The sequence below is a fragment of the Streptomyces solincola genome (assembly GCF_002982015.1).
In the GTDB taxonomy this organism is placed as follows: Bacteria; Actinomycetota; Actinomycetes; order Streptomycetales; family Streptomycetaceae; genus Streptomyces; species Streptomyces solincola.
This window is the reverse complement of sequence record NZ_PVLV01000639.1, coordinates 1-4,649: the sequence shown is the minus strand read 5'-3', so window position 1 is coordinate 4,649 and position 4,649 is coordinate 1. Positions and strand designations below refer to the sequence as shown.

Genomic DNA, 4,649 nt, shown 5'->3' with positions numbered 1-4,649 from the left:
GCCCCGTACCCGAGCCCCCTCCCGTGCCGAAGCCGCCGCCCGTGCTGACCGACCCGGCCGCGGACGTCGCGCCCGACGGGGCGGACGCGGCCGGGGGGACGGCCGGCGCGGCCGGGCGCACGGACGCAGCGGGCCCCGCCCCGTCCGGCCCGGTCGAGCTGACCGACCCGGACGGCGGGCCCGACCCCGTCGAGCTGACCGACCCGATGGAACCGGTCCTGACGCCGCCCGGCACTCCCGGCACTCCCGGTGCGGGCGGTGCGGGCGGGTCCGGCGAGGGCGCCCCCTCGCCGCCGGGGGCGCCCGTGGACGCCGCCGGACTGGCGCGGATGCTGGAACCGGAGGACTCCTACGGGCTGTGGACCATGGCCGGGCAGCTCACCTCCGCCGACCGGCCCGCCTCCCGGCGGATCTGGGTGCGCGGCAGCGAGGGGCGGCCGTTCCTGCTGGAGCTGTCCACCCGGCCGGCCGCGCCCGGCGAGGACCCGCCGCCGGACGGGCAGGTGCGCGGCGCGCTGGTCGACCCCGGCACCGGCCCGGTCGTCGCGGCCGCCGCCGACCGGCTGCCCCGGGGCATCTTCTCCATCGACCGGCTCGGCCGCGTCACCTTCGTCAACCGCATGGCCGAGACCCTGCTCGGCCGGGGCCGCCCCGAACTGATCGGGCGGCGCATGTTCGACGTGCTGCCCTGGTTCGGGCACCCCGCCTACGAGGACAGCTTCCGGGCCGCCCTCCTCTCCGACGAACCCGTGCACTTCCTGGCCCACCGCGACCCCGACACCTGGCTCTCGGTCTCGCTCTACCCCGGGCACGACGGACTGACCGTCACCCTCGCCGGCGCCGACAAACCGGCCTACGCCCCCGACTCCCTCGTCTCGCCCGGCGCCGGCCTCGGCTCGCCCGCCGACCGGGCCTCCGTGCTCTACCGGCCGGTCGCCCTCGCCATCGCCCTCACCGAGGCCGTCACCGCCCGGCAGGTGTCCGCCGTCGTGACCGACGAGCTGCTGCCCGCGTTCGGCGGCCGCCAGCTCGCCATCTACGTCCTCAACAACGAACGCCAGCTCCACCTCGCCTGGGAGACGGGCTTCCCCCGCGGTTTCCTCGACCGCTTCGAAGGCGTCCCGCTGGAAGCCCGGCTGCCCGGCGTGGAGACCCTCACCACCGGCCGGCCCATCTTCTTCGAGTCCATGCAGCACCTCGCCGCCGCCTACCCCGGCATCCCCATGGACGCCCACGTCGGCGCCCGCGCCTTCCTGCCGCTGATCGCCTCCGGCCGCCCCGTCGGCTCCTGCATCCTCGGCTTCGACCGCCCCCGGGGCTTCAGCCCCGAGGAGCGCACCGTGCTCACCGCGCTGGCCGGACTCATCGGCCAGGCCCTGGAACGCGCCCGCCGCTACGACTCCGAAGCCGCCCTCGCCCGCGGCCTCCAGTCCGCGCTGCTGCCGCACAAGCTGCCGCGGCTGCCCGGCGTCGACACCACCGGCCGCTACCTGCCCGGCACCGAGGGCATGGACGTCGGCGGCGACTGGTACGACGTCATCGAGACCGGCCGCGGCGTCGCCCTCGTCATCGGCGACGTCCAGGGCCACGGCGTGTCCGCCGCCGCCACCATGGGCCAGCTCCGCAGCGCCGTACGGGCCTTCGCGCTCAGCGGCCACGACCCCGCCGACGTCATCGGCGGCACCAACCGGCTCCTCATCGACCTCGACCCCGGCCAGTTCGCGAGCTGCTGCTACATCGACCTCGACCCGGCCACCGGCACCACCCGCGCAGTGCGCGCCGGCCACCCCCAGCCGCTGCTGCGCCACCCGGACGGCCGAACCGAGGTCCTCGACCTGCCCGGCGGCATGGTCATCGGCATCGACGCCACCGCGCACTACCCCGTCACCGAACTGACCCTGGAACCCGGCGCCGTCCTCGCCCTGTTCACCGACGGCCTGGTGGAGCAGCCCGGCACCGACATCGACCAGGGCATCGAGCGGCTGCGGGGCACCCTCGCCGCCATCCGCGGCACCACCCTGGCCGGCACCGCCGACCAGCTCATCCGCCAGGCCCGCACCGCCGTCGCCCGCCCCGACGACATCGCGCTGCTGCTCGCCGCCCGCACCCCCGACGGCCCGCGCCCCGGGACGTGACCGCCATGACACCGCTGACCCACCGAAAGCCGCGGTTGTGCCCGCCGGGCGCCGGTCCGACGATGAAGGGGCGTGGGAAGGCAGGTGCCATGAGCGCGGTGCACGCGGACGAGGGTGCCGACTTCCGGGGCCCCCTCGACGTCACGAGAGCGGCGACGGCCGTCCTGGACGCCGACGGCACGGTGACCGGCTGGAGCCCGGCCGCCGAATCCCTGCTGGGCTACCGCGCCCACGAGGCCGCCGGCCGCTCCGTCGGTTCCTTCGTCATCGAACGCCCCGGCCCCTACCGGCCCTCCACCGCCGTGCCCGGCGCCGCCCAGGCCCGCCGCCAGGTCTTCCACATGCGCCACCGGGACGGCCGGGTCGTCCGCGTCGCCACCGCCTCCCTGCCGCTGGACTCCACCCGCGGCGGCGGCCCCGGCAGGCTGCTGGTCCTCGCCGACGCCGACGAGACCGACCGCTGGGAGGCCCTTCAGTCGATGCTGCGCGGCCTGGCCACCCAGTCGCCCGTCGGCCTCGCCATCTACGACACCGCCCTGCGCGTGGTGTGGACCAACCGCGCCCTGTTCGAGGAGGGCGGCGACGGCCAGTACACCGGCCTGGGCCCCGACGAGCAGGTGGAGGACGGCCGGGTGCTCGACCCCGGCCGGCCCGACACCCTGGCCGAGACCATGCGCGCGGTCCTCGCCACCGGCGAAGCGGTCACCGACCTCCACTACAGCGGCCGCCCGCCCTCCGACCCCGCCCACGACCACGTCTGGTCCTGCTCCTACTACCGCCTCCAGGACCCCGTCGGCCACCCGCTCGGCGTCTGCGAGGAGAGCGTCGACATCACCGAGCGCTACCTCGCCCAGCGGCGCCTGGACCTGCTGGTGCGGGCCGGCGGCATGGTCGGCAAGACCCTCGACATGGACCGCACCGCCCAGGAACTCGCCGCCGTCACCGTGCCCCAGTTCGCCGACGCCGTCGCGGTCGACCTGCTCGACGCCGTGCTCGCCGGCGACCAGCCCGCCCCCGGCACCGAGCCCGCCCGCACGCTAGTGCGGGTCTGGGACGGACCCGGCCCGTCCGGCACCCGCCCCGCCCGCCGCCGCGACCCCGTCGACCCGGACCCCGACTCGCTCCAGGCCCGCTGCCTGGCCGAAGGCCGCCCCGTCCTCCAGGACGCCGGCCCCGGCGACACCGTCCGCTCCCGGCTCGCCGTCCCGCTGCGCACCGAGGGCGCCGCGCTCGGCGTCGTCACCTTCTGCCGCGACCGTCACCCCGACCCGTTCGGCGCGGGGGACCTGCCGGTCGCCGACGAACTGGTCGCCCGCGCCGCCGTCTGCATCGACAACGCCCGCCGCTTCACCCGCGAGCACACCGCCGCCCTCACCCTCCAGCGCAGCCTGCTGCCCCGCCACCTGCCGCAGGTCACCGGCGCGGAGGTCGCCCACCGCTACCTGCCCGCCGACTCCGGCGCCGGCGTCGGCGGCGACTGGTACGACGTCATCGCCCTGTCCGGCACCCGGGTCGGCCTCGTCGTCGGCGACGTCGTCGGCCACGGCGTCCGGGCCGCCGCCACCATGGGCCGGCTGCGCACCAGCGTCCGGGCGCTCGCCCGGCTCGACCTGCCGCCCGACGAACTCCTCACCCGCCTGGACGAACTGGTCACCCAGGACGCCCACGAGCGCACCGCCGTCCCCGACGCCGGCGAGGACGACGCGCTCGGCGTCACCTGCCTGTACGCCGTCTACGACCCGGTCACGGGACGGTGCAGCATGGCCCGCGCCGGCCACCCGCCGCCGGCCGTGGTCGACCCCGCCACCGGCGGCGTCCACCACCCCGAGGTGCCCGCGGGACCGCCGCTGGGCCTGGGCGGACTGCCGTTCCAGAGCACGGAGTTCCCACTGCCCGAAGGCAGCGTCCTGGCCCTCTACACCGACGGACTGGTCTACGGCCGGGGCCGCGACCGGGACGCCGAGGTGGCCGCCCTGCACACGGTGCTCGCCGACCAGCGCCGCCCGCTGGAGGTCCTCTGCGACCGGATCGTCGCCACCCTGCTGCCGGGCCCGGTCGAGGACGACGCCGCCCTGCTGCTGGTGCGCACCCGCGTCCTGGACCGCGACGAGGTCGCCGTCTGCGAGCTGGCCGACGACCCCGAGGCGGTCGGCCGGGCCCGCGCCTTCGCCACCGGGCAGGTCGACGACTGGGGCCTGGACGGCGAACTGGGCTTCACCACCGAGCTGGTCGTCAGCGAGCTGGTCACCAACGCCATCCGCTACGCCTCCGGGCCCATCCAGCTCCGGCTGATCCGCGACCGCACCCTGATCTGCGAGGTCTCCGACACCGGGCACACCTCCCCGCACCTGCGGCGCGCGGGCAGCGAGGACGAGGGCGGCCGCGGACTGTTCCTGGTCGCCCAGATGACCCAGCAGTGGGGCACCCGCTACACCCCCCAGGGCAAGGTCATCTGGGCCGAGCAGCCGCTGCCCCCCGACGGCGCCCCGCCGGACCCGTCTCTTATACACATCT

At 76.5% G+C, this 4,649-nt stretch carries 2 protein-coding genes; both read left to right on the top strand.

Going from position 1 to position 4,649, the window contains the following annotated elements; translation table 11 throughout:
- The coding region (locus C6N75_RS28605; protein WP_105871752.1) for a SpoIIE family protein phosphatase at positions 1-2,135 on the top strand (2,135 nt) is incomplete at its 5' end.
- 89 nt (positions 2,136-2,224) lie between these two features.
- Positions 2,225-4,649 (top strand): SpoIIE family protein phosphatase (locus tag C6N75_RS28600; RefSeq protein ID WP_105871751.1); only part of this gene is annotated, 2,425 nt, incomplete at its 3' end.